This is a genomic window from Streptomyces sp. NPDC086147 (assembly GCF_040702165.1).
Classification (GTDB): Bacteria; Actinomycetota; Actinomycetes; order Streptomycetales; family Streptomycetaceae; genus Streptomyces.
This window is the reverse complement of sequence record NZ_JBFBJO010000003.1, coordinates 1-23,471: the sequence shown is the minus strand read 5'-3', so window position 1 is coordinate 23,471 and position 23,471 is coordinate 1. Positions and strand designations below refer to the sequence as shown.

Genomic DNA, 23,471 nt, shown 5'->3' with positions numbered 1-23,471 from the left:
TCCCAGCCGTCGTAAGAGACGGCGCCGTGCGCACGCGCCGAATCCCGAAAGGGAACCGGGGAACCACCATTTGGGGTGAATCGAGCCCTTCGCACTCGTGCGACCGGGCCCGTAGGAGACCTTCCTGCTCCGAACCCGTCAGCTAACCCGGTAGGCGAGAAGGAAGGAAAGGAGCGCGCCTCCGTGGCGTCCAACACCCCTGCCCCCGAAGCCCCCTTCGATGCCTTCGGCGGCGGTGCGGCTCCCTCCGCTCCGAACACCGAGTGGAACCCCACCGAGGACTCCCTCCGCGACCGGAACCGCTCCGGCGGCCGGCACCGGGTCGTCAAGCAGCGCTCCAACTTCGCCCGTTCCTCCACCGTCCTCGGCGTCGGCGTCATCGCGGCCGTCGGCGCGGGCGGCCTCGCCACCGCGCAGGAGAAGCCGCCGGTGGCGATATCGCTCCCGGACCTTCCCGACCTCAACCTGCCCGATGCCCACGACCTCCCCGGCGTCGGCGCGCTCCTGCCCGGCGCGGAGGAGCGGGAGACGGTCCCTGCGGACCGCGCCAACCCGAACCCGCTGACCTCCGCCGCGTACACCACCGAGGCCGGCGAGCGGGCCTCGCGGACCGGGCAGGTCACGCGGGCGAGCCTGTCGACGGCGGACGCCCCGGGCGCCGCCGACGCGGGCGAGGCCCTGCGCGCCCGCATCCTCCAGCAGGCCGAGCAGCAGCAGGCCTCCGCCGACGCCGCCGAGAAGGCCGCGGCGGAGAAGGCGGCGGTGGAGAAGGCCGCGTCCGAGGCGCGGGCCAAGGCCGACGCGGCGGAGAAGGCGGCCGCCGAGGCGAAGGCGAAGGCCGAGGCGGAGGCCAAGGCCAAGGCGGAGGCGGAAGCCAGGGCGAAGGCCGAGGCCGAGCGCCTCGCCAAGCTCGCCGCCAGCTACTCGATGCCCCTCTCCTCGTACTCCCTCACCGCCACCTACATGCAGTCCGGCTCGATGTGGTCCTCCGGCTACCACACCGGCCTCGACTTCGCGGCCCCCACCGGCACCCCGCTCAAGGCGGTCCACGGTGCCACGGTCAAGTCGGCGGGCTGGTCCGGCTCCTACGGCTACCGGATCGTCCTGGAGCTGGAGGACGGCACCGAGGTCTGGTACTGCCACCTCTCCTCCATGACGGTCAGCGCCGGCCAGACCGTCGGCACCGGCGAGACGATCGGCCGCGTCGGCGCCACCGGCAACGTCTCCGGCGCCCACCTCCACCTGGAGATCCACCCCGGCGGCGGCGACGGCGTCGACCCGGCGGCGTGGCTGCGCTCCAAGGGCCTGACGGTCTGACCCCCCCAGGGCCCCTTCCGGGGCTCTCCCTAGGCCCTTCCGGGGTCCGCGCGGGCCCCGCGCGGAATAGGCCCGGCGGCGGAGACCGTTGATCACCTCATGACCTCTCTCCGTACGCTGGGCACGTCCGACCTGCACGTCTTCCCGCTCGCCCTCGGCGGCAACGTCTTCGGCTGGACCGCCGACGAGGCGCAGTCCTTCGCCGTCCTCGACGCCTACACCGCCGCCGGCGGCAACTTCGTCGACTCCGCCGACGTCTACTCGGCCTGGGCCGAGGGCAACGAGGGCGGCGAGTCCGAGACCGTCATCGGCCGCTGGCTCGCCTCCCGCGGCAACCGCGACGACGTCGTCGTCGCCACCAAGGCCGGCGCCCACCCCCGGTTCAAGGGGCTCTCCGCCCCCACGATCAAGGCCGCCGCCGAGGAGTCCCTGCGCCGTCTCGGCACCGACCGCATCGACCTGTACTACACCCACTTCGACGACGAGTCCGTGCCCGTCGAGGAGATCGTCACCGCCCTCGACCAGCTGGTGCGGGAGGGCAAGGTGCGGGCCGTCGCCGCCTCCAACATCTCCCCGGAGCGGCTCCGGGCCTCCCTCGACTTCGCCGAGGCCGAGGGCCTCGCCCGCTACGTGGCCCTCCAGCCGCACTACAACCTGGTCTCCCGCGACACCTACGAGGGCCCGCTCCTGGAGACCGCCGAGCGGGCGGGGCTCGCCGCCGTCCCGTACTACGGCCTCGCCTCCGGCTTCCTCACCGGCAAGTACCGCCCCGGCACCGCCGTCGACAGCGCCCGCGCCGCCGGGGCCGGCAAGCACCTCGACACCGAGCGGGGCCGGGCCGTGCTCTCCGCGCTCGACGCGGTCGCCGGGGCGCACGGCGCCGAGCCCGCCAGCGTCGCCCTCGCCTGGCTCGCCTCCCGGCCGACGGTCGTCGCGCCGATCGCCTCGGCCCGTACGGTCGAGCAGCTCCCGGCCCTGGTCGCCTCGGCCGACCTGGAGCTCACGGAGGAGGAGCTGAAGCTCCTGACCGAGGCGTCGGCGATCCAGGGCTGACCGTGAGCCGGGGCCGACCGCGAGCCGGGACTGACCGAGAGCCGGGGCCGACCGAGAGCCGGGCCCCGATCCGCCGGAAGAGGACCTAACCGCGGTACGGGTTGTAGCCGCCGTAGTCCAGGTACTGCGGCGGCGTCCACGCCCGGCCCGTCGCCCGGGCCGCGTACGTCAGCGCGGGCGAGGCGACCGCCCTGCGCTGCCACAGGTGGTGCAGCAGCTCCTGCTCGCGGGCCGCGAAGTCGGGCCCGGCGGTGCCGCGCCGGGCCCGGTCCCGCAGGAACGCCAGGGTCGTCGCGAAGGTCTCGTACTCGCCGACGGTCCGCGCGCCCCGCTTGCCGTATGTCCGGGCGGCGTAGGCGCGGGCGAGTTCGCGGGCCCGCATGGAGGAGAGCGCGAGCGGCTCGTCGGGGGAGAGCCAGCCGGCCGCCGCGTACGCCGGGAGCTCGCCGGAGACCGTGCGCAGCTCCCGCTGCCGGCTCCACACCGCGAGCCAGGTCAGCAGGCCGAAGGCCGGCATCATGAGCGCCCCGTACACCGCGTAGAAGGCCCAGGGGCCGCCGAAGGTTGCCGAGCCGTTCCAGGCGGCGTGCATGCCCATGGCGAGCAGCAGTCCGGCGAGCGGAAGGAGCACCTTCCGCAGCCGCTTCCCGCGCGGGGCGAGCGCGGCGAAGCCGAAGCCGAGGCCGGTGAGCACGGTGAACAGCGGGTGCGCGAACGGCGACATCACGACCCGTACGAAGAAGGTCCCGGCGGTCACCATGCCGATGCCGGTGGCGCCGACCTCCTGGTCCTCGCCGAAGGCGTTGCCGAGGTAGAGGATGTTCTCGGTGAAGGCGAAGCCGGTCGCGGTGAAGCCGGCGAACACCACCCCGTCGACGAGCCCGCCGAAGTGCCGACGGCGGAAGAGGAAGAGCAGCAGGATCGCGGCGGCCTTGGCACTCTCCTCCACCACCGGGGCGATCACGGTGGCGCCGAGGTGGTCGGCGGAGTCCGGGTCGGCGGTCGCCGTGGCGATCCAGCGGACCGCGAAGGAGTTCGCCAGGATCGCGACGAGCGCGGCGGCGAAGGCGCCCCACGCGAAGGCGAAGAGCAGGTTCTTCCACGGCCCCGGATCGACCCGGTCGAGCCAGCGGAACGCCGCCATGAGCAGCGGTACGGGGAGCACGGCGAGGGCCAGGCCGACGAGGAAGCCCTGCGTGCCCGTCTGCTCGCGGACCATCGCGAGGATGACCAGCGCGCAGATCGCGAGCACGGTGACCAGGCATATCGCCCGGACCAGCCGGCTGCGCCAGAAGGCCCGGCGCGGCCGGTAGCGCCATTGGGACCGGTCGGCGGCGGCGGGGAAGGCCGGTTCTTCGGTGTCCCGGTGGGGGACGGGAACGGCTTCGGGCCCGGGTCCGTGCCCGGGTCCGGCTGCGGCGGGGGCGGGGTTCGACACGTGAGCGACCCTAACGACCGGCACGGACAGGGGCGACGCACTTACGGGCCGCCCGCGTTCCTCTCACTTCCGCCGGAAGAGGAGGTCGTGCACGACGTGTCCCTTGTCGAGCCCCTGGCCCTCGAAGCGGGTGAGGGGCCGGAAGCCGGGGCGGGGCGCGTAGCCGCCGTCGGCCTGCGTGTTCTCGAAGTCCGGGTGCGCGGTGAGCACCTCCAGCATCTGCTCGGCGTACTCCTCCCAGTCGGTGGCGCAGTGCAGCACGGCACCGGGCTTGAGACGGGTCGCGAGGAGGGCGAGGAACTCGGGCTGGATCAGCCGCCGCTTGTGGTGGCGGGCCTTGGGCCACGGGTCCGGGAAGTACACCCGGCAGCCGTCGAGGGAGTCGCCGGCCAGCATCTCGCGGAGCAGGATGATCGCGTCGCCGTTGGCCACGCGGACGTTGGTGAGGCCGTTCCGGTCGGCGAGCCCGAGCAGGTTGCCCTGGCCGGGGGTGTGCACGTCCACGGCGAGGATGCCGGTGCCGGGGTCGGCGGCCGCCATCTGCGCGGTCGCCTCGCCCATCCCGAAGCCGATCTCCAGGACGACCGGGAGCCCGTCGAACATCTCCTCCAGGTCCAGGACCCGCTTGCCGTCGATGTCGAGGCCCCAGTCGGGCCACCGCTTCAGCATCGCCTCGGCCTGACCGGCGGTCACCCGGCTGCGGCGCGGCTGGAAGCTCCGGATCCGCCGCTCGTGGTGCGAGCCGGCGGGATCGGGCAGGGGCCCCTCTCCGGGAGCGAACATCCGACTGCCCCGCCGCGCGACGGGCTGGGGGGCGGGGTCGGCGACGGGACGCGGGCTGTTCTCAGGCTGCTCAGACACAATGCGCACGATTCTACGGGTGGGGGCGGGCAGGCACGGGTCGCACGCGTGCGCGTGGAGGTGCACGGGCTCGCACGGCCACCGGCGTGTACGGGTCACCGGCTGCTGTGCATACGGACGCCAGCCGTACGGACGGACGGACGCGTCCGGGTACGTACGGGGACGCGTCCGGCGGCTACAGGAGCGCCAGCGCCCGCCCCGCCACCTCCCGCCCGATCGGCAGCGAGGCCGTCGCCGCGGGCGAGGGCGCGTTCAGGACGTGGACGGTGCGCGCCGCCTCGCGGATCAGGAAGTCGTCGACGAGGGTCCCGTCCCGCAGCACCGCCTGCGCCCGGACCCCCGGCGCGGCCCGGCGCAGGTCGGACTCCTCCACCACCGGCAGAAGCCGCCGCACCGCCTCCGTGAAGGCCCGCTTCGACAGCGAGCGGTGCAGCTCGCCCGCCCCGTACCGCCAGTGCTCCCGGGCGATGGCCCACGCGCCGGGCCAGGCCAGGGTGGCGCCCAGTTCGCGCGGGCGGACGACCGACCAGCCGTACCCCTCGCGGGCGAGGGCCGGCACCGCGTTCGGTCCGATGTGGACCCCGCCGTCGATGCCCCGCGTCAGGTGCACCCCGAGGAACGGGAACGCCGGGTCCGGCACCGGATAGACCAGGCCCCGCACCAGCGACGGGTCCGCCAGCTCGTAGTACTCCCCGCGGAAGGGGACGATCCGCATCCCCGGGTCGTCGCCCGCGAGCCGCGCGACCCGGTCGCAGTACAGCCCGGCGCAGTTCACCAGGACCCGCGCCCGGACCACCCGCCCGTCGGCCGTCCGCACGGCGACCCCCCAGGGCCGCCGGTCGATCACGGCCGCCTCCGCGCCGTACAGGATCCGCGCCCCGGACGCCTCGGCGAGCCGCTCCGCCACCGCTCCGTAGTCGCAGATCCCGGTCGTGCCGACGTGGATCGCGGCGAGCCCCCGCACCCGCGGCTCGTACTCGCTGATCTGCGCCGGGCCCAGCTCCCGCACCGGGATGCCGTTCTCCCGGCCGCGCTGCACGAGCGCGTGCAGCCGGGGCAGCTCCTCGCGCGCGGTGGCGACGACGAGCTTCCCCGTCACCTCGTACGGAATGCCCCACTCCGCGCAGAACTTGACCATCTCGGCCGCGCCCTCGACCGCGAACCGCGCCTTGAGGGAGCCCGGCCGATAGTAGATGCCGCTGTGGATCACCCCGCTGTTGCGCCCGGTCTGGTGGCGCGCGAGGGCGTGCTCCTTCTCCAGGACCGTGACCCGGGTGCCGGGGGCGGCGCGCGTCAGCGCGTACGCCGTCGACAGACCGACGATCCCGCCGCCGATCACCAGCACGTCACAGTCGAACACCGGCCCCACCTCCCACCCCCGATACTGCACTGGCCCACTGACAACGCCGTGAAACCTCGCGCGGGCTCATGAGACGCGGTTCACCCGGAGGCGGGTGTTCATGCGGGGCCGGGGGCCGTCCGGGGCGGGCCTCACGCCGGGGTGACGAGCAGCGGCCGGGCCCGCTCCCGCAGCTCGATGACGCGCGGCTCGTCCCCGTACGGTTCGAGCCGGTGCAACAGGTCCCGTACGTACTCCGTCGTCCGCGCCGACGAGATCCGCCCGGCCACCTCCACCGCGCGCGTGCCGGCCGCGCAGGCCGCGTCCAGGTTGCCGGACTCCAGTTCGGCGACGGCGGACACGACGAGCCGCAGCCCGTGCGAGCGGACGAACTCCTCCGTCGGCCGGGACAGCGCCTGCTCGGTGAAGCGGCGCACCTCGCGCGGCATCCGCAGGTCGCGGTAGCACTCGGCGGCGTCCGCGCAGAACCGGTCGTACGAGTAGAAGCCCAGCCAGGTCGGGTCGGAGTCGCCCGCCCGGGACCGCTCCAGCCAGCCCTCGGCGGACTTGAGCGCGGCCGCGGCGGCGGCCCCGTCCCCGGCCTTCGCGTGCGCGCGTGCCTCGACGAGCCGGAAGAAGGACATGGTGCGGGCGGTGGCGAGCCCCCGGTTGCGCTCCAGGGCGGCCTGGGCGAGGTCCACGCCCTCGTCGGCGAAGCCCCGGTAGGTGGCCTGGAGGGACATGGACGCCAGGACGTATCCGCCGAGGGGCACGTCGGCGGCGGCCCGGGCGAGCCGCAGGGCCTGGATGTAGTAGCGCTGGGCGGCCTCCTGCTGCCCGGTGTCGAAGGCCATCCAGCCGGCGAGCCGGGTGAGTTCGGCGGTCGCGCCGAACAGGGCCCGGCCGACCTCGTCCGAGTACGAGCCGAGCAGCAGCGGGGCCGCGTCCACGCGTAAGCACTCGGGGACCATGGACGACCGCCAGTCCCCGCCGCCGTACTTGGAGTCCCAGCGGCGCGCGTCCTCGGCCGCCTCGCGGAGTTTGGCGACGTCGCTGTGGCCCACGCGCGCGTGCTCCGGCGCGGGTGCCGTCGGGGGGCCGCCCGCCGGGCGCGGGACCTCCCGCTCCACCGACGGGTCGGCCGGGGTTATCAGCCAGCGGGACGCGGGCGTGGCGTACGCGCTCACCGCGAACGACCCGGCGAGCGACTGCCAGATGCCGCCCCCGCCGGCCCGCCGCCCGGCGAGGTCGAGCCGGTACAGGTCGGTGGCCGAGCGGACCGCCTCGCCCACGTCGCGCGGGAAGGCGAGCCCCACCTCGGGCGCCGGGTCGGCGTCGGCGAGCCCGATCTCGTGCAGCGGCACGGGACGGCCGAGCTTCTGCCCGATCGCGGCCGCGATCAGGTGCGGGGCGGCGCCCTGCGGCACCATGCCCTTGGACACCCAGCGGGCGACCGAGGTCTTGTCGTAGCGGAGCGTCAGCCCCCGCTGCGCACCGAGGTCGTTGACGCGCCGGGCGAGCCCGGCGTTGCTGATTCCCGCGAGGGCGAGAACCGTGCCGAGCTTTTCGTTCGGCCCGCGTTGCTCCCTGGACATGACGCCACCCCTCGACAGCACAGACGGCCGCCACGACGCCGGGCATAGGCGTGCGGCATTCGTAAGCACAGCGTAGTTCGCCGCATCCCTACCGTTAAGGGGCGGTGTTCCGTATGGCGAGATTGTTGTGTGACCAATCGGTGCGGACGTCCGTCGGGGCGTCCCGTGCTCCGGCCGTGTGGCCGTGCGCCCGGCCGTGCGCTCTCGTCCGGCCGACGGGGGAGCGCTTCCATCGGTAGCGCGTGGGTCGGCCCGTTCGGCCGGGGTCGGAGCTCCGGACCAGTGGGCTGGGGGACACCGCCGCCCCATTCCCCGCGGGCGGCGGACGGCGCCGGGAGGCGGAACCGCCTCCCGGCCAGCCGGCGACCCGTGGAGAACGGGCCGCTCCTCTTGGTGCCCGCGCGCTCTCCAAACCTCCGGGCGCGGTCGAAATTCGGCCGAATGTCGTCGGTGTCCAACTGGCCCATGCCAGGGGCGCATTCGGCTTTCGCGCGCGTGCGCCCGGACACCGCCCCGTGCGCCGTTGTCATGGCAGCATGTCTCCCACCGAAACGGACGTGGAGGCGCCGATGCGATGGCTGGTGGGCTGGAGCAGTGTCGCCGCGAGCTTCGCAAGGACCGGGGGAGCACGGACGGGAGCGGTGAACGGCGCGTACGGCGCGGGCCCGGCGGCCCACGGTTCGTACGGCGCGTACGGCTCCGGCCCGGCGGCGGACCACGGCCCGTACGGCTCCGGAACGACCGATCGGAACTCCTACGGGACGGGCGGCGACCCCTACGGGACCGATCGCAACTCCTACGGTACGGACCGGGCGACGGCGGCCGAGGGGCGCACGGTGCAGCCGGTGGGCGCACAACTCCTCTGGGGCGGCCCCGACCCGCTCTGGGCGGTCGGCGACTGGCGCCCCGACGAGGTCCGGGTCGTGGCCGTCGACGACCACACCCACATCGCCGTCCTCGGCTGCTGCGCCGCAGGCGACGACGAACTGCGCAGGGGGCTGCTCACCGCGCGCGGAGGCGCCCTGCGCCACCTCACGGCCTGGCCGGGAAGCTACACCGCCGTCGTCAAGGCCGGTCGTCGCGTCACCGTCACGGGTGACCTCGCCGGAGCCCGCCCGGTGTTCCACACCCCCTGGCAGGGCGGCACCGCGTACGCCACCGCCGCCCTCCCCCTCGCCGACCTCGTGGAGGCCCAGCTCGACATCGGCCACCTGGCCGCCCTGCTCGCCTGCCCCGAGACCCCGGAGGCGCTGCGCGACTCCACCCCCTACGAGGGCGTCCGCCGGGTGCCGCCCGGCCACGCGCTGATCCTGCGGGAGGGCTCGCGCGAGATCACCGGGTACGAACAGGTCGCCTCGCTCGCGGTCGCGACCCCCGAGTCCGACCCCCGGCAGGCCGTCGAAGGGGTCAGGGACGCCCTGGTCGAGGCCGTCCGCGCCCGGCTCACCGCGCCCCGGCACGCGCCCGAGGCCCCGCTTCCCGACCCCGGCCCGGTCCCCGGCATGGGCCCCGCCGACCGGCGCGCCGCCCGGGGCGCCGGCCCGGCGCCCGGCATCGGCGCCGACCTGTCCGGCGGCAGCGCCTCCGGCACGCTCGCCCTCCTGGCGGCCGGGCTCCCGGGAGTGCCGGGCACGATCATCGGCCACGGCACGGGCGCGGGGGAGCGGCTGCTCGCCGTGACCTTCAACGACCTGGCCACGCGCGCGGGTGCGGACCGCGAGGACGAGCTGAAGCGGGCCCGGGAGCTGGCCGCCGACCCGCGCCTGCACCACGTGGTCGTCGCGGCCGGCGAGGAGGCGCTCCCGTACGCCGCCCTGGACGGGCCGCTCACCGACGAGCCGGGCCCCGCGCTCGTCACGGCCGAACGGCACCGGCGGCGGCTCGCGGGCGGCAGCGCCGACCACTTCACCGGCATGGGCGCCAAGCAGGTCCTGGACGCGCACCCGGCGCGCCTCGCCGACCTCCTGATGGACCGCAGACGCCGCTCACTGGTGCGTCCCGTCACCGCGCTCGCCAAGGCCTCGGGTCCTTCGGCGGGCGCGCTTCTGGTGCCGCTCACCGTGTACCGGGCGGCCCGGAAGCTGGCCCGTACCCCGTACCGCACGGGTCTGGAGACGGCGGCCCGCCGGGTCCTGGAGGCGAACCGCGCCGCCCCCGACGGCTTCGGCCCCCTGGAGGCCTCCCTCTCCGCCCTCGCCTGGTCGCGGCCGGGCCCGGCCGCGCGCTGGCTGACGGGGGAGGCGCTGGCCGAAGTATCGGTTCGCCTGAACCGGGCGGCGACCCTCCCGTCCTCCGTCCAGCGCCCCGGCGAGGCACGCGCGCGTGCGGCCCTCGTCCGGGCCGCCGCCGACCACCGGGTCCTGGAGCAGGCCGCCGAGATCCGCGGCCAGCGGCTGCACGCCCCCTTCCTCGACAACCAGGTCGTACGGGCCTGCCGCGCCCTGCCCGAATCGCTCCGGGTCCAGCCGGGCGCCCGCGCCGGCGTCCTGCGCACGGTCCTGACCGGCACCGGCATCCACGACCTGCCGCCCGGCTGGGGCGCCCCCCACCCCGCCGTCCCGGCCGCCGCCGTCCGCGCGGGCCTGCGCGCCGCGCTCCCCCGACTCCTGGCCCTCTTCGACGCGCCGCTCCTCGCGGACGCGGGCCTGATCGAGGCCCGCGTCGTCCGCGAGGCCCTGCGCGCCGCCGCCGACGGCGAACCCGTCCCCCTCGACGGCCTCGCCGACCTCGTCTCCACCGAACTCTGGCTCCGCCGCCTCCTCGCCCGCCGGGGCTCCTGCTGGACCAGCACCACGGAGCCGCGCGCCCACCGCGCGGTCCAGGGGCCCCTGATCCCGGCGTCGCGGTCACTTCCGGCGTGAGCGCTCGCGGGGCGCGAGAATGCCCCCATGACGACGGTGGATCGGCTCCTCGAACTGCGCAGTGCCCGGGAACCCGAGGGCGCCCGGGTGGAGCTCATCGAGGGAGAGATCTGCGTCAGCCCGCTCGGTGACGGGCAGCACGCGGAGGTCATGGCGGAGCTGTGCGACCGACTGACGGACCGCGAGAGGCGACTCGGCTGCTACACCGGCATCGGGCTGAAAGCGCCCGGAGCGTCGGCCGAACCGGCTGAACCGGCCGAACCGGACAGGTCGGACAGGCGTGCGGGGCCGATCGGCGACCGCATCCTGCCGGATCTCGTCCTCGCCCCCCGGGGCAGCTTCAAGAACGAACTGGTCTGGCAGTCCCCCGACCCCGTCCTCCTCGTCGCCGAGGTCACCTCCTCCTCCACCGCGAGCCGCGACCGCGTCCAGAAGATCCGGGCCTACGCGCGCGCGGGCATCCCCCTCTACCTCCTGATCGACCGCGAGGCCGGCGAAGCCGTCGTGTGCTCCGGGCCGACGGGGGACGACTACGACCACAAGTCGGTCCACAGACTGGGGACGCCCGTCCCGATCCCGGCGCCCCTGGACTTCACCCTGGACACGGCCGAGTTCTGACGCGCGCCCCTCTCCGGGCCGAGCCCGGGTAAACCCCGAGGCGCACCCCCGGCCCGCCCGCCACAATGAACCGGTGCGGTATCTCATCCTCGGCACCACCGAGGCCCTTCGTCCCGACGGCACCCCCCTGCCCCTCGGCGGTGCCCGGCTGCGCGCGCTCCTCGCCGCGCTCGCGCTGCGCGGCGGACGGCCCGCCCCCGTCGGCGAGCTCGCCGACGACGTGTACGGGGACGACCCGCCGCAGGACGCGCCCGCCGCCCTCCAGGCCCTGGTCGGCCGCCTCCGCCGGATCCTCGGCAGGGAGGCCGTCGCCTCCACCCCCGGCCCCGGCTACCGGCTCGTCGCCGGACCCGACGACATCGACCTGTACGTCTTCGAGTACCGGGCCGCGGAGGCGGGCGCCCTCCTCGACGCCGGCGACCCCGACACCGCCGCCGCCCTCCTCAGGGAAGCCCTCGGGCTCTTCCGCGGACCCGCCCTCGCCGACCTGCCCGACCCGGCGGGCGTCCGGCCCGAGGCCCAGCGGATCGCCGCCCTGCGCCGCCGCGTCGAGGCGGACCTGCGCCGGGGCGCCACCGACGCACTCGTACCGGAACTGACCGAACTCACCACCACGTACCCGTACGACGAGACCTTCCACGCCCACCTCGTCCGCGCCCTGCGGGCCGAGGGCCGCCACGCCGACGCCCTCGCCGCCCACGAGACCGCCCGCCGCACCCTCGCGGACGCCCTCGGCACCGACCCCGGCCCCGAACTCACCGCCCTCCACCGCGAACTCCTCACGGGCCAGGCCCCACCCCGCCCCACGCCCGCGCCCGTTCCCGCCGAGAGCCCCGCCGGCAACATCCGCCCCCGCCTCACCTCCTTCGTCGGCCGCGAACCCGAACTCGACGCGCTCCGCGCCGACCTGGCCGGCTCCCGGCTCGTCACGCTCACCGGACCCGGCGGAAGCGGCAAGACGCGGCTCGCCGAGGAGGCCGCGCTGCGGGCCGAGGGGCCCGCCGCCTGGATCGCCGAACTCGCACCGCTCGACGACCCCGAGGCCGTCCCCGGCGCCGTCCTCTCCGCGCTCCGCCTCCGCGAGACCACCCTGATCGCCCGCGACGGCGCGCCCCTCCAGAACGACCCCACCGCCCACCTCGTGGAACAGCTCGCCGACCGCCCGCTCCTCCTCGTCCTCGACAACTGCGAGCACGTGATCGACGCGGCCGCCGCCCTCGCCGAGACCCTCCTCACCCACTGCCCCCGGCTCCGCGTCCTCGCCACCAGCCGCGAACCCCTCGGCGTCCCCGGCGAGGCGGTCCGCCCCGTCGAACCCCTCCCGCCCGACCCCGCCCACCGCCTCTTCGTCGAGCGCGCCCGCGCCGTACGCCCCTCCTTCGACCTCACCGGAGACGGCGGCGCGGCCGTCGACGAGATCTGCCGCCGCCTCGACGGCCTCCCGCTCGCCATCGAGCTCGCCGCCGCCCGCCTCCGCCTCCTCACCCCCCACCAGATCGCGGACCGCCTCGACGACCGCTTCCGCCTCCTCACCTCCGGCTCCCGCACCGTCCTGCCCCGCCAGCAGACCCTGCGCGCGGTCGTCGACTGGTCCTGGGACCTCCTCGAACCGGACGAGCGCACCCTGCTCCGCCAGGTCTCGGTCTTCGCCGGCGGCTGGGACCTCGCCGCCGCCGAGGCCCTCTCCCCGCGCGCCGCCGACACCCTGGGCGCCCTGGTCGACAAGTCCCTCGTCGTCGCCGCCCCCACCGAGGACGGCGAGATGCGCTACCGCCTCCTGGAGACCATCCACGAGTACGCGGCCGAGCGCGCCGCCGAGACCCCCGGCCTGCTCGCCGCCGCCGAAGCAGCCCACACCGCGCGCTTCACCGCCCTCGTCGAGGCCGCCGAGCCCGAGCTGCGCTCCGGCGGGCAGCTCCCCTGGATCGACCGGCTCGAACGCGACCTCGACAACGTCCGCGCCGCCCTCCACCGCACCCTCGTCACCGCCCCCGACGAGCCCGCCGCCCTCCGGCTCGTCTTCGCCATGGGCTGGTTCTGGTGGCTGCGCAACCACCGCGTCGAGGGCCTGGCCTGGACCGAGCGCGCCCTCGCCCTCGGCGAGGACCCCGACGACCCGGCCGACCCGCAGTACTGGCCGCGGATGCGCCTGCGGATGCTGTACTTCTTCCTCGCGATCGAGAACCACACCGTCTCGGAGCTCCGCGACGATCCCGAGGCCTTCGCCCTGGTCCAGCGGGTGCGGTCCGCGTTCGGGGACGAGCCGGGGCCCGAGGCCGCCCGCTTCCCCGGCCTCCTCTGGCCGTTCACCGCCGCCTTCACCGAGGAACCGGTCGAGCTGCGGGCCCTGCTCGACACCGCCCTCGCCAACTGCCGCCGCCACGGCGGCGACTGGGAGGTCGGCGTCACCCTCATGTTCCGCACGCACATGGTCGTCGACATGCCCGGCGGCCTCTCCGACGTGGACGAGGACCTGGCCGAGCTCCGCCTCATCGCCCGCCGGGTCGGCGACCGCTGGATGGGCGCGCAGATCGCCAGTGCGGCGGCCGAGGCCAACATGATGCGCGGCCGGTACGAGGAGGCCCGCGCGGACTACGAGGAGGCGCTCCGCCTCGCCCGCGAGGTGGGCGCCCACGCCGAGTTCCCCTTCCTCATCGCCCGCCTCGCCGAGATCTCCTACCGCTCCGGCGACATGGAGACCGCCGAGGAGGGGCTCGACGAGGCCGCGGCGGAGGCCGAGCGCCACCACGTCAGGGACGCCCGGCCCTTCGTCGTCTTCCTGCGCGCCGCCATCGCCCTCCACCGGGGCGACATCGGGGCGGCCCGCGCCCACGCGGAGGAGGCGGGCCGGCTGGTCGAGGACGGGAACCCGCCGCCGCACTTCACGGCCGCGGTCCTCGGACTCGCCGCCCGCGTCGAGGCGTACGAGGGCGGGGGCGCCGCGGCCGTCGCCTCCGCCGTCGCCGCGCTGCACGCCGCGCGGGACGCCCAGTGCGCGGACCTCATCGCCGCGACGCTCGGCCAGGGGCTCGCGGTCGCCCTCTCCCGGGCGGACGAACCCGCCCCCGCCGTTACGGTCCTGGCCGCCGTCGACGGCTGGCGCCGCGAACTGCCCCGCTCGGTCCCGGAGCTGGAGGAGGCCGGTTCGGTGACGGCCCGCTCGCTCGCCGCCCTCGGAGCACCGGGCCTGGCCGCCGCCCGGCAGGCGGGCGAGGGCCTGGACGTCGACGGGGTCCTGTGCCTCGTGAAGGACTCCTCGAAGGACTTCCCGAAGAACTTCCCCAAGGACTTCCCGAAGGATTTTCCGGAGGGTGTCAGGAGCAGCTGATCCGGGACTGCGCCCAGTCGGCGATCGCGGTCCGCCCCAGCGGTCCGGTCTCCTCGACCACGAGCCGGATCCTGGAGCGGCCGGTGATGTCGACGTGCACCGGGACCGGCGGATCGCCCGCCTCGATCACGCCGGACCGCCAGAGCCGCTGTCCGTCCCCGTAGACGGAGAAGCGGACGCCGCCGAGGCCGAACAGGGCGCTCAGGTCGTCGACGCCGACCATCGCGTCGTAACGCGTGCACCGCCGGTTGAGGTCGATGACCAGCGAGGACGGCGCGTGGACGCTCACCCCGCGCGCGTACCGGGTGCCGCCGACGGAGAGGCCGCCGCGCTGCCACATGAAGCCGCTCTCCGCCATGGACACCTCGGGCTTGGTGCCGTCGCCGAAGAGTCCGTAGTCCAGCTCGTCGACGGGGTAGACGGGCGGGGGTACGGGCGGGGGCGCGGGCCGCTCGGGGCTGGGCGTCGGCTTCGGGGTCGGCCTGGGCGCCGGTTTCGGAGCGGGCTTCGACGTCGGCTTCGGGCTCGCGGGCGGAGCGGCCGGGGGAGCGGGCTTCGGGGTCGGTGCCGGGGAGGGCGACGCGGGAGGCGCCGACGTGGGCGCCGGTCTCGGAGCGGACGCGGACACGGGTGGGGGCGCGGACGTCGGCGCGGGCGCCGGGGCCCCGGCCCCGGCGGACGGAGCCGGGGGTACGGGCTTCGCCACCGGCTCCGCCGGCGGTGCGGGCTCCTGCGGCACCACCGGGGTGACGACCGGCTGCGAGGACTTGGGCGCGGCCACGGGCTCCGGGTCCCCGGCCATGGCCCAGACGAGCCCGGCCGCGGCGGCGACCGCCATGGCCGCCGCGATCCCGGCCTTGGCGGGGGCGCCGAGCCCCTCGGCGGCGGCACCGCCCGAGGCGGCGCCCCCCGAGGACCCGGAGGCCGCCGCCGCCGCACCGGCCCCGGCAGCGGCGGCGGTGCCGCCCGCGGCGGCACCGGCCGCCTTGAGCGCGTACCCGGCGGCGAACCAGCCGATGACGGCGACCGGCAGCAGCGCGGGGATGCCGGCGTTCACGTGCGCCAGCTCACCGGCGGCGAGCCGGCACTTGGCGCACTCCTCCAGGTGCTTGCGCAGCCCGCGCTCGGCCCGCATCCGCAGCCCGCCGCGCGCGTAGGCGCCGAGCCGGTCCGCGTACCGGGCGCAGTCGCCGCCCGCCGTCAGCGACTGGCTGACGTGGGCCTGGAGGTAGGCCTGCTTGAGCCCTTCGCGGGCCCGGCTGGCGAGCACGGCCGTGGCGTTGGCGGTCAGCCCGAAGAGCGGGGCGACCTCGCTCGGCGACTCCTCCTCGACGGTGGTGTGCCACAGCACGGCCTGCCACCGCTCGGGCAGCGAGCGGAAGGCCTGCATGGCGAGCGACTGCTCGGCCTCGTGCATGGCCAGGACGTCCGCGCCGAGGTCCAGCGTGTCCTGGTCGGAGACCTCGGAGGAGCGGGCGGCCTCCGCCGCGAACACCGCGAAGTCCTCGACGAGTTGCTCGCGCTTCTGCGTCCTGGCCCAGTTCGCCGCGACCCGCCGGACGGTGGTCATGAGGTAGGCGCGCACCGCCTGCTCGGGCCCGGCCCCGCCCCGTACGGCCTGGAGGGTGCGGGCGAACACCTCGGCGGTGAGGTCGTCGGCGGTGTGCGCGTCGCGGCAGCAGGTCCTGGCGTACCGGCGCACGGCCTCGGAGTGGCGGTGGAACAGCTCCTCGTACGCCGAGTCGTCGCCGTCCCGCATGAGCTGGACGAGGTCGGCGTCGGAGGGCGGCAGGTCGAGCGGCGGCGGAAGGATCCCGTCGGCCCCGCCCGCGTCCGTGTCCTCGCCCCCGGCGTCCGCCCCGCTGGGGCCGGTCCCGGCGAACTCGCCGCCACCGGAGCCGTTTCCGCCGGAAGCGGCTTCCCCGGACCCGGTCCCGCCGGTCGCCCCCGCGACGACCCCGGCACCCGCCCTGGCGGGCTTCCCCTCGCGCTGCTGCGGAACGCTCGCGTCGAGCGGCTCGACGTGTCCGGGCGATCCCGGGGAACCGGGAGAACCCGGCGGCCCGGCCGGAGGAGCACCGCCCCCGCCGGAATGGCCCGGCGGTCCGCCCTGACTCGGCACCTGCCGGGCGGGCAGGCCCCCGGTCCCCGCGCCGCCGCCGCTTTTCAGCGGCTCGTCCCGACCCTCACCGCTCATCGCGGAAGCCCCCGTACGCATGCTCAGAACCGAACACCGGCCAAGCCTGCCACAGAGCGCGGGCACGTCGAAGCGACCCGTCCACTTACCACTCGTCCGGGGAGACTTCCCGTATCCGGGCGTAACCGCTCACGCGTTCGTGTCATGCTCGTGGGTCCGCCCGGACCACGGATCGCGCCGCCGCCGGCGACAGAGGAACCCCGCCCGCGAGGGCGAGGGAACCGCGTCCCTACCGGGACCGCAGGCCCTCCAGGAGGATGTCCAGGAGCCGCGCCGAGGCCGCCGCCTGCTGCACCGCGTCCGGCAGGGCCGGCGCGGCGGTGGCGATGACGAGGAGGACGTCCGCCACGGTCACGTCCTTCCGCAGTTCACCCGCCTCCCGCGCCCGGTCGACCAGGCGCCCGACGACCTCCAGGAGCTCCGCGGCCCCCGCGTCGTCCCGCTCCTCGGCCGGCACGCCGCGCGGCGCGATCACCCGCGCGTCCACCTGCCCGTCGCCCCGCTGGTACGGCACCCGGGCCGCGTCGTCCGCGTCGGCGGCGACGCCCGGCAGCACGGAGTCGTCCACGCGCACCCGCAGCACCTGCGGCGGCAGCAGCCGCCCCGCGCCCGAGGCCACCGAGGTCCGCAGGAACCGGGAGAGCGCCGACCACGGCTCCTCCTCCTGGCCGAGCGCGGCCCGCGCCTGCTCGGTCAGCCGCGCGGTCTCCTCCTCGGCTATCCGGCGCACCAGCACGTCCTTGCTGGGGAAGCGCCGGTAGACGGTGCCGACCCCCACGCGCGCGCGACGCGCCACGTCCTCCATCGGAGCCCCGTAGCCGAGCTCGCCGAACACCTCGCGCGCGGCCCGCAGCACGTGCTCCAGATTGCGCTGGGCGTCCACCCGCAGCGGCGCGGCCCTGCCGCCCGCCACCGGTGCGCCGTTGCGTCCGTCGGCGACGGACCCGGCGCGCGCGTCGTCGACGGCCACCGCCCCGGCGCCCGGCTGCCAGCGTGAATCCTGCATCTGCATAAGCGTTCCCCCGCTCATGATGTCTCCCCCCGGAGACTCCCCGCCCTGATACGGGGTTTCCGGCCGACGGGAGCTTCGGTCCACGCGCTCCCGTCCGACACCCCGACGAAGTACGAACATAGTTGAGTCGGGGTCAATTCAGAAGGGGGTGTTCCGCACGGTGCGCCCCCCGATCGGAGCAAGGCCCGGATCACTCCCCTTTCCCACCCCCGGCCGAACCCGCCCGGACCGAGGTGACCTGGGCGGATCCCGACGCCCTCCCCGCACGCGCCACCCCGCGCCTCCGTACCCGTCCGGTCACACAATCGGTCGAGCCTGTGGACAAACAACGGTCGGGGGTGCGTCATGGGACGGTGACCGAACCTGCGCGCATTCTCGTGGCCGGCGGTGGATACGTCGGCATGTACACCGCGCTGCGCCTCCAGCGGCAGCTCAGGGCGGAACTCCGATCCGGAGCCGCCGAGATCGTCGTGGTCACCCCCGAGCCGTACATGACGTACCAGCCGTTCCTGCCCGAGGCCGCGGCCGGCTCCATCTCCCCGCGCCACGTCGTCGTACCGCTGCGCCGCCTCCTCGACCGCTGCCGGATCCTCATCGGCGAGGTCCTGTCCGTCGACCACGCCAAGAGGACCGCGACCCTCTCCACCCTCGCCACGGACGAGGAGGGCACGGGCCCGGTCGAGCTGGTCTACGACGAGCTGGTCATCGCGCCCGGCTCCGTCTCCCGCACCCTCCCGGTCCCCGGCCTGGCCGAGCACGGCATCGGCTTCAAGACCGTCGAGGAGGCCATCGGCCTGCGCAACCACGTCATCGAGCAGATGGACATCGCCTCCTCCACCCGCGACCCCGCGATCCGCGACGCCGCCCTCACCTTCGTCTTCGTCGGCGGCGGCTACGCGGGCGTGGAGGCCCTCGCCGAGCTGGAGGACATGGCCCGCTACACCGCGCGGTACTACCACAACATCAAGCCCGAGGACCTGCGCTGGGTCCTCGTCGAGGCCTCCGACCGGATCCTTCCCGAGGTCGGCGAGAAGATGGGCCGGTACGCCGTCCGCGAGCTGCGCGGCCGGAACGTCGACGTGCGCCTGGAGACCCGGCTCGACTCCTGTGAGGACCGGATCGCCGTGCTCAGCGACGGCACCCGGCTGCCCACCCGCACCGTCGTCTGGACCGCCGGAGTCCGGCCCGCCCCCCTCCTCGCCGCCACCGACCTGCCGCTGAACGAGCGCGGCCGGATCCGCTGCACCGCCCGGCTCTCCGTCGAGGGGGTCGAGCACGCCTGGGCCGCCGGCGACGCCGCCGCCGTCCCCGACGTCACCTCGGGGAAGCCCGGCGGGGAGTGCGCGCCCAACGCCCAGCACGCCGTCCGCCAGGCCCGGGTCCTCGCCGAGAACATCGCCGCCTCCCTGCGCGGACAGCCGCTCAAGGAGTACGCGTACGCGTACGCGGGCTCCGTCGCCTCCCTCGGCCTCCACAAGGGCGTCGCCCACGTCTACGGACGCAGACTCAAGGGATACCCGGCGTGGTTCATGCACCGGGCCTACCATCTGAGCCGGGTCCCCACCTTCAACCGGAAGGCCCGGGTCCTGGCCGAATGGACCTTGTCCGGCCTGTTCAAACGGGAGATCGTCTCCCTCGGATCGCTGGAACACCCCCGCGCCGAATTCGAACTCGCCGCCGCCCCGCCGCCCGCCGACGACGACGAGCCGTCGTCCTGACATCACTGTCAGTGCACTTGTCCACACTGGACGTGTGACCATAGGTGGGCTCACACCTGCACAGCGTGACTCTGCACGGCACCGACACCACGAGGCATACAGATCCGTGAACTTCACCCGTTGGAGCGCCCGGCTCCCCGGCACACAGCGCCGCACGGCGCGGGGGACCGAAGGCTCCGTGCCCGCCGCCCGCGGTGAGCACGGGCAGCCGCTGGAGCGTCCGGCCGACGTCGCCGAGGACGTCCCCTCCCTGGAGGACTTCTCCGTACGGGAGCTCCTCGGCCGCCTCCCCGGCCTGGTCGCGCTCGTGTACGGCCCGGAGCACCGCATCGCGTACGTCAACGACGCGTACGCCGCCGCCTTCGGCCCGCGCGTCCCCGGCGCCACCGTCGCCGAGACCTGCCCGGAGGCCGAGGACCTGGGCCTGCGGCCCCTCATGGACCAGGTCCTGCGCAGCGGCAAGCCCCGTACGGTCAAGTCCCGCCGCACCCGCGACGGCGGCTCGTACACGGTCACCTGTCTGCCCGTCGACGGCCCCCGCCCCGACGGCGGCGGCGTCCTCGTCCACGCCGCGGACGTCACCGACCACGCCGAGGCCGCCGAGCGGCTGCGCGCCAGCGAGCGCAAGCACCGCGAGACCGCCGTCACCCTCCAGCGGTCCCTGCTCCCGCAGGACCTGGAGCAGCCCGACGACCTGCGGATCGCCGCCACCTACCAGCCCGGCGGCACCGACGCGGCCGTCGGCGGAGACTGGTACGACGTGATCACCCTCGGCGCCGGCCGCACCGCGCTCGTCATCGGCGACGTGATGGGCCGGGGCGTCCGCGCCGCCGCCGTCATGGGCCAGCTCCGCACCGCCGTCCGGGCGTACGCGCGCCTGGACCTGCCCCCGCACGAGGTCCTCCAGCTCCTCGACGGCCTCGCCGCCGAGATCGACGCCAGCCAGATCGCCACCTGCGTGTACGCGGTCCACGACCCCAACGAGGGCAAGCTGGTGTACGCCTCCGCGGGCCACCTCCCGATCCTCGTACGGGACGAGGACGGCACCGTCCGCCAGGCCGACGACCCCACGGGCCCGCCGCTCGGCACCGGCGGCTGGCTGCACGCCTCGGGTTCCATCGCCCTGCCGCCCGGCTCCACCGCCGTCCTCTACACCGACGGCCTGGTGGAGCGGCGCCGCGAGGACATCGACGAGGGCGTCGCCGCGCTCGCCCGCGCCCTCTCCGGCGCGAGCGGCACCCCGCAGGTGGTCTGCGACCGGCTCCTGCGCTCCCTCGGCGTGACCGCCGAGCACGACGACGACGTCGCCGTCCTCGTCGTCCAGCACCCCTCCCGGGCCGGCTCGGACGCGGAGCTGTTCCACAACGCGGCCCTGGAGCTCCTCGGCGGGGTCGAGGCGGCTCCCCGCGCGCGTGCCTTCGCCTCCGGGGTCCTCTCCAGCTGGCGCTTCCCGGTCGAGCTGCGCGACCTGGGTGTCCTGGCCACCAGCGAGCTGGTGGGGAACTCCCTCCAGCACGGCACCCCGCCCATGCGCCTGCGGCTGCGCCGCACCGATCGGCGCCTGATCATCGAGGTGACGGACGGGGACGACCACCTGCCGCGCCGCCGCAGGGCGGAGACCGAGGACGAGGCGGGTCGCGGGATCTCGATCATCGCGACGATCGCCTCGTCCTGGGGGAGCCGCCGCACACCGGGCGGCGGCAAAGCGGTCTGGTGCGAGTTCGCCCTGAAGGACTAGGACGCCCCGACCGTTACGTTCCTCTCGCCCGGCTCGTGCCGGACGACGACCTTCGACGGCCTGAGGGCCAGCGAGGGCTGGTTCTGCTCGGGGGTGAGCTGCTTCCCGAGCCGGACGGCCAGGAAGGTGATCCCGAGCGAGAAGAGCACGAAGGTCACGATGTACGGACCGTGCAGCGCGGCCCCCATGGGCCCGCCCACGGCCGGACCGACGGCCAGCGCGAGCTGCTTCACCAGGGCGAAGGCCGAGTTGTACTGCCCGACCATCGACTCCGGCGCCAGATCGGCCACCAGCGGGGCCACGGTCGGCGACAGCATCGCCTCGCCGAGCCCGAAGAGGGCGTACGTGGAGACGAAGGCCGCCGTCGCCATGGCCTGGCTGCCGTGCCCGAGGCCCGCGTACCCGGCGATGATCCACGCCAGGGTCCAGATCAGGCCCACGGCCGCGATGACCCGGGACCGCCGCCGGCGCTCGACGAACTTGAGCACCAGGAACTGGGCCAGCACGATCACCGCCGTGTTGGCGGCGAGCGCGAGCCCCAGCGCCGACGGCTGGATGCCGGCGGCCTCGGTGCCGTACGCGGCGAGGCCCGACTCGAACTGTCCGTAGCAGGCGAAGAAGAGGACGAAGCCGAGGACGCAGAGCTGCACCATCGCCTTGTGGCCGAGCAGCGCGCGGACACCGCCGCCCTTGCCGGCGTCGGACGGGCGGGCGTCCTGGAGCGCGGGGGAGCCCGGCATCCGGACGGTCCCGACGATCCCGGCGAGCACCAGGAACATCGCGGCCTCGATCGAGAACAGCAGGATGAAGCTGCCCGGCCGGCTGGTGTCGACGAGCTGGCCGCCGATCAGGCCGCCGACGCCGAGACCCAGGTTCTGCAGGAAGAACTGCATGGCGAACGCCCGGGTGCGCCCGACGGGCGTCGAGCACCAGACGATCATCGTGGCGAGGGCCGGCTGGAGGACGGCCGTACCGGCGCCGAGCAGCGCCGCCGCCCCCACGGCCGCCGGCACGCTGGAGGCGAAGCCCATCCCCACCGCGCCCACGGCGGCGACGACCGAGGCCACGAGCAGCACGGGCACGGGCCCGCGCCGGTCGATGGCCCGCCCGCTGAAGGGCAGCACCACGAGCGCGGCCATGGCGAAGACGGCCAGGACGATGCCCGCCGTCGCCGCGCCCAGATCCCGCACCTGTGCCACGTACACATAGAGGTACGGCACGGTGAAGCCGAGTCCGAACGCGCTCAGCGCGCTGCCTGCCTGAATCCGGCGCATCTCCGCGCCCCTCGCCTTGGTCACACTCACCCACTTCGGTCACGGGTTCAGGCTTGTAGCCCTGAACCCTGAAGACTTAAAAGCTAAAGTTAACGTCTCAACTGTACACATGGAAGGACTTCAACGCCAACGGGGCCCGTGGGATACTCGTCCCATGCCCGAAAACCCCGAGCGGCCCGGCCCGCAGGCCCTCCAGGAGCCGAGCCTCGACGAGCAGATCGCCGCCTACCAGCGCGAGTTCCGCGACCTCGACCCCCAGGTCGAGAAGGTCGTCTCCGCCCTCGGCCGACTGAACCGACGGATGAACGTGGCGTACGGACGCCAGCTCGCCGACCTCGGCATCAGCAACGCCGAGTGGGAGGTCCTCAAGACGCTGGTCCTCTCCGGGGAGCCCTACCGGCTCGGCCCCGGCGAGCTGGCCAAGCGCCTCGGCCTCACCCCGGCCGCGATGACCCACCGCATCGACCGCATGGCGGGAGAGGGCCTGGTCACCCGCGACCGCGACGAGAACAACCGGGTCCGCGTGATCGTGGAGCTCACGGACGAGGGCCGTACGAAGTGGCTGGAGGCCATGCGGATGGCCACGGCCTTCGAGGAGGACCTCCTCCAGGACCTCAGTACAGAGGAGAAGGGCGTCCTCGGCGACGTCCTCATCCGCCTCCTCCGCCGCGTGGAGCACACCCAGCCCGACGCCGGCGGCCGCCTGACGGACCTCGACTGAGGCCGGTGGGGCGGCGCGGAGGAGGGGGGTTGACACGCCCCTCCCGGATGCGTAGTGTTCTCCGAGTTGTCACGGAGCCGGAACGGTTCTGCGACAGCTACTCCCGCCGCTGATGCGGCACCTCTACTCAGCACGATCTCCCTCTCGGGAAGAATTTCGGCATGCCGAAATTCATTTCGAAAGACTCGATTATGAGTCGCCGGGGAAATCCGCTAGAGTTTGAGACGTCGGAACGGCCCAACAGCCGGAAAGACAACTCCCGCTGACCGGGAATCAGACGCCGAAAGGATCTGATAGAGTCGGAACCGCCGGAAGGGCCCGGAGCGAAAGCAAAAGGGACCGGAAAGCACCGGGGAAATCGGATCGGAAAGATCTGATAGAGTCGGAAACGCAAGACCGAA

The 23,471-nt window shown here is 74.8% G+C and carries 15 protein-coding genes and 1 riboswitch; of the genes, 8 read left to right on the top strand and 7 right to left on the bottom strand.

The features are described 5' to 3' along the window. Positions 1-25: 25 nt before the first annotated feature. Positions 26-172, top strand: a riboswitch (cyclic di-AMP (ydaO/yuaA leader). 11 nt (positions 173-183) lie between these two features. Beyond that, complete coding sequence (locus tag AB0398_RS08115) at positions 184-1,317, top strand: M23 family metallopeptidase (RefSeq protein ID WP_366373049.1); 1,134 nt, start codon at positions 184-186, stop codon at positions 1,315-1,317. A 99-nt stretch (positions 1,318-1,416) separates the two neighbouring features. Beyond that, positions 1,417-2,370 carry an aldo/keto reductase gene (locus tag AB0398_RS08110; RefSeq protein ID WP_366373048.1) on the top strand — a complete coding sequence of 318 codons (954 nt, stop codon included), beginning with the start codon at positions 1,417-1,419 and terminating at the stop codon, positions 2,368-2,370. 85 nt (positions 2,371-2,455) lie between these two features. On the opposite strand, the gene AB0398_RS08105 is transcribed toward AB0398_RS08110, so the two are convergent. From AB0398_RS08105 to AB0398_RS08090, 4 genes are all read right to left on the bottom strand, one after another. Then, positions 2,456-3,808, bottom strand: a complete 1,353-nt coding sequence (locus tag AB0398_RS08105) for a PrsW family intramembrane metalloprotease (protein ID WP_366373047.1) — start codon at positions 3,806-3,808, stop codon at positions 2,456-2,458. A gap of 63 nt (positions 3,809-3,871) precedes the next feature. Beyond that, positions 3,872-4,591, bottom strand: a complete 720-nt coding sequence (gene trmB, locus AB0398_RS08100; RefSeq protein WP_366373694.1) for a tRNA (guanosine(46)-N7)-methyltransferase TrmB — start codon at positions 4,589-4,591, stop codon at positions 3,872-3,874. A 253-nt stretch (positions 4,592-4,844) separates the two neighbouring features. Continuing rightward, a complete protein-coding gene (gene lhgO, locus AB0398_RS08095) occupies positions 4,845-6,029 on the bottom strand; it encodes an L-2-hydroxyglutarate oxidase (RefSeq protein WP_125666988.1) in 1,185 nt (394 codons plus the stop codon). Positions 6,030-6,160: 131 nt separating this feature from the next. Next, positions 6,161-7,603 (bottom strand): MFS transporter, encoded by a 1,443-nt coding sequence (locus AB0398_RS08090; RefSeq protein ID WP_366373046.1) that lies wholly within the window; start codon positions 7,601-7,603, stop codon positions 6,161-6,163. Between the two features lie 536 nt (positions 7,604-8,139). Between AB0398_RS08090 and AB0398_RS08085 the strand changes: the two genes are divergently transcribed. The 3 genes from AB0398_RS08085 (at position 8,140) to AB0398_RS08075 (ending at position 14,410) form a co-directional block, all read left to right on the top strand. Beyond that, positions 8,140-10,464 (top strand): asparagine synthase-related protein, encoded by a 2,325-nt coding sequence (locus AB0398_RS08085; RefSeq protein ID WP_366373045.1) that lies wholly within the window; start codon positions 8,140-8,142, stop codon positions 10,462-10,464. 27 nt (positions 10,465-10,491) lie between these two features. After that, positions 10,492-11,082 (top strand): Uma2 family endonuclease, encoded by a 591-nt coding sequence (locus AB0398_RS08080; RefSeq protein WP_366373044.1) that lies wholly within the window; start codon positions 10,492-10,494, stop codon positions 11,080-11,082. Between the two features lie 73 nt (positions 11,083-11,155). After that, positions 11,156-14,410 carry a BTAD domain-containing putative transcriptional regulator gene (locus tag AB0398_RS08075; protein ID WP_366373043.1) on the top strand — a complete coding sequence of 1,085 codons (3,255 nt, stop codon included), beginning with the start codon at positions 11,156-11,158 and terminating at the stop codon, positions 14,408-14,410. Here the strand turns inward: AB0398_RS08075 and AB0398_RS08070 are convergent. Both AB0398_RS08070 and AB0398_RS08065 read right to left on the bottom strand, forming a co-directional pair. After that, entirely contained in the window at positions 14,397-16,607 is a 2,211-nt protein-coding gene (locus AB0398_RS08070; protein WP_366373042.1) for a sigma-70 family RNA polymerase sigma factor, read from the bottom strand. The genes AB0398_RS08075 and AB0398_RS08070 overlap by 14 nt on opposite strands. Positions 16,608-16,836: 229 nt before the next feature. Beyond that, the gene (locus AB0398_RS08065; RefSeq protein WP_366373692.1) at positions 16,837-17,619 is read right to left on the bottom strand and encodes a helix-turn-helix domain-containing protein; all 783 of its coding nucleotides are present in this window, start codon (positions 17,617-17,619) and stop codon (positions 16,837-16,839) included. Positions 17,620-17,972: 353 nt separating this feature from the next. Between AB0398_RS08065 and AB0398_RS08060 the strand changes: the two genes are divergently transcribed. Then, the gene (locus tag AB0398_RS08060) at positions 17,973-19,337 is read left to right on the top strand and encodes an NAD(P)/FAD-dependent oxidoreductase (protein ID WP_366373041.1); all 1,365 of its coding nucleotides are present in this window, start codon (positions 17,973-17,975) and stop codon (positions 19,335-19,337) included. A gap of 106 nt (positions 19,338-19,443) precedes the next feature. Next, positions 19,444-21,075 (top strand): SpoIIE family protein phosphatase, encoded by a 1,632-nt coding sequence (locus tag AB0398_RS08055; RefSeq protein WP_366373040.1) that lies wholly within the window; start codon positions 19,444-19,446, stop codon positions 21,073-21,075. Here AB0398_RS08055 and AB0398_RS08050 read toward each other — a convergent pair. Further along, complete coding sequence (locus tag AB0398_RS08050; RefSeq protein ID WP_366373039.1) at positions 21,072-22,349, bottom strand: MFS transporter; 1,278 nt, start codon at positions 22,347-22,349, stop codon at positions 21,072-21,074. The two genes, AB0398_RS08055 and AB0398_RS08050, sit on opposite strands and share 4 nt — an antisense overlap. A gap of 154 nt (positions 22,350-22,503) precedes the next feature. On the opposite strand from AB0398_RS08050, the gene AB0398_RS08045 reads away from it, so the two are divergent. Beyond that, the gene (locus tag AB0398_RS08045; protein ID WP_366373038.1) at positions 22,504-23,070 is read left to right on the top strand and encodes a MarR family transcriptional regulator; all 567 of its coding nucleotides are present in this window, start codon (positions 22,504-22,506) and stop codon (positions 23,068-23,070) included. Positions 23,071-23,471 lie beyond the last annotated feature (401 nt).

What these genes read in the sequence shown, in the direction of transcription:
- AB0398_RS08110 (WP_366373048.1), top strand. Translation starts at nt 1,417, where the DNA reads ATGACCTCTCTCCGTACGCTGGGCACGTCCGACCTGCACGTCTTCCCG.
- AB0398_RS08050 (WP_366373039.1), bottom strand. Translation starts at nt 22,349, where the DNA reads ATGCGCCGGATTCAGGCAGGCAGCGCGCTGAGCGCGTTCGGACTCGGC.
- trmB (WP_366373694.1), bottom strand. Translation starts at nt 4,591, where the DNA reads ATGTTCGCTCCCGGAGAGGGGCCCCTGCCCGATCCCGCCGGCTCGCAC.
- AB0398_RS08045 (WP_366373038.1), top strand. Translation starts at nt 22,504, where the DNA reads ATGCCCGAAAACCCCGAGCGGCCCGGCCCGCAGGCCCTCCAGGAGCCG.
- AB0398_RS08090 (WP_366373046.1), bottom strand. Translation starts at nt 7,603, where the DNA reads ATGTCCAGGGAGCAACGCGGGCCGAACGAAAAGCTCGGCACGGTTCTC.
- AB0398_RS08080 (WP_366373044.1), top strand. Translation starts at nt 10,492, where the DNA reads ATGACGACGGTGGATCGGCTCCTCGAACTGCGCAGTGCCCGGGAACCC.
- AB0398_RS08065 (WP_366373692.1), bottom strand. Translation starts at nt 17,619, where the DNA reads ATGCAGATGCAGGATTCACGCTGGCAGCCGGGCGCCGGGGCGGTGGCC.
- AB0398_RS08085 (WP_366373045.1), top strand. Translation starts at nt 8,140, where the DNA reads ATGTCTCCCACCGAAACGGACGTGGAGGCGCCGATGCGATGGCTGGTG.
- AB0398_RS08070 (WP_366373042.1), bottom strand. Translation starts at nt 16,607, where the DNA reads ATGAGCGGTGAGGGTCGGGACGAGCCGCTGAAAAGCGGCGGCGGCGCG.